The following is a 461-nucleotide window of genomic DNA, read 5'->3' as shown; positions in this document are numbered from 1 at the left end:
CACCCAAACAGCGCAATTCACGGGAAGAAAACCAAAAAATCAAGGAAGGTCAAAGCGCTGAGCAAATCTGGCCGGGCGAGGAAAACAAGCACAAGCGCCGGCATAAGGACGTTGACGCCTCGTGGACGAAGAAGAACGACAAAACCTTCTACGGCTACAAGATGCACGTACTCGCGGATTCGGTGCACAAGTTCATCCTCTATGTTTCCACGACGACCGCCAAAGTCCATGATTCGCAGGCCATCGGAGATGTCCTTTCCGAAGAAGATGCCGGGCGCAAGCTCTACGCTGACTCGGCATACTGCGGCGAACCGCAGAAGGAGCTGACGCGCAGCTTCGGCGTTGAGCCTGTGTTCTGCGTGAAGGGGCGGGTCAATCATCCGCTGACGGAAGAGGAACAGAAGGAAAACCGAGAAAAATCAAAAACGAGATGCCGTATTGAGCACATCTTCGGCTACGTT

Annotated in this window: 1 protein-coding gene; it reads left to right on the top strand. The window is 53.8% G+C overall.

The window, feature by feature from the left end:
- On the top strand, positions 1-461 hold a 461-nt coding region (locus GBM95_RS12055; protein WP_152159290.1), incomplete at both ends, for a transposase.

The sequence above is a fragment of the Sutterella seckii genome (genome assembly GCF_009183815.1).
Lineage (GTDB): Bacteria > Pseudomonadota > Gammaproteobacteria > Burkholderiales > Burkholderiaceae_F > Sutterella > Sutterella seckii.
This window is presented reverse-complemented; position numbering and strand designations above follow the sequence as displayed.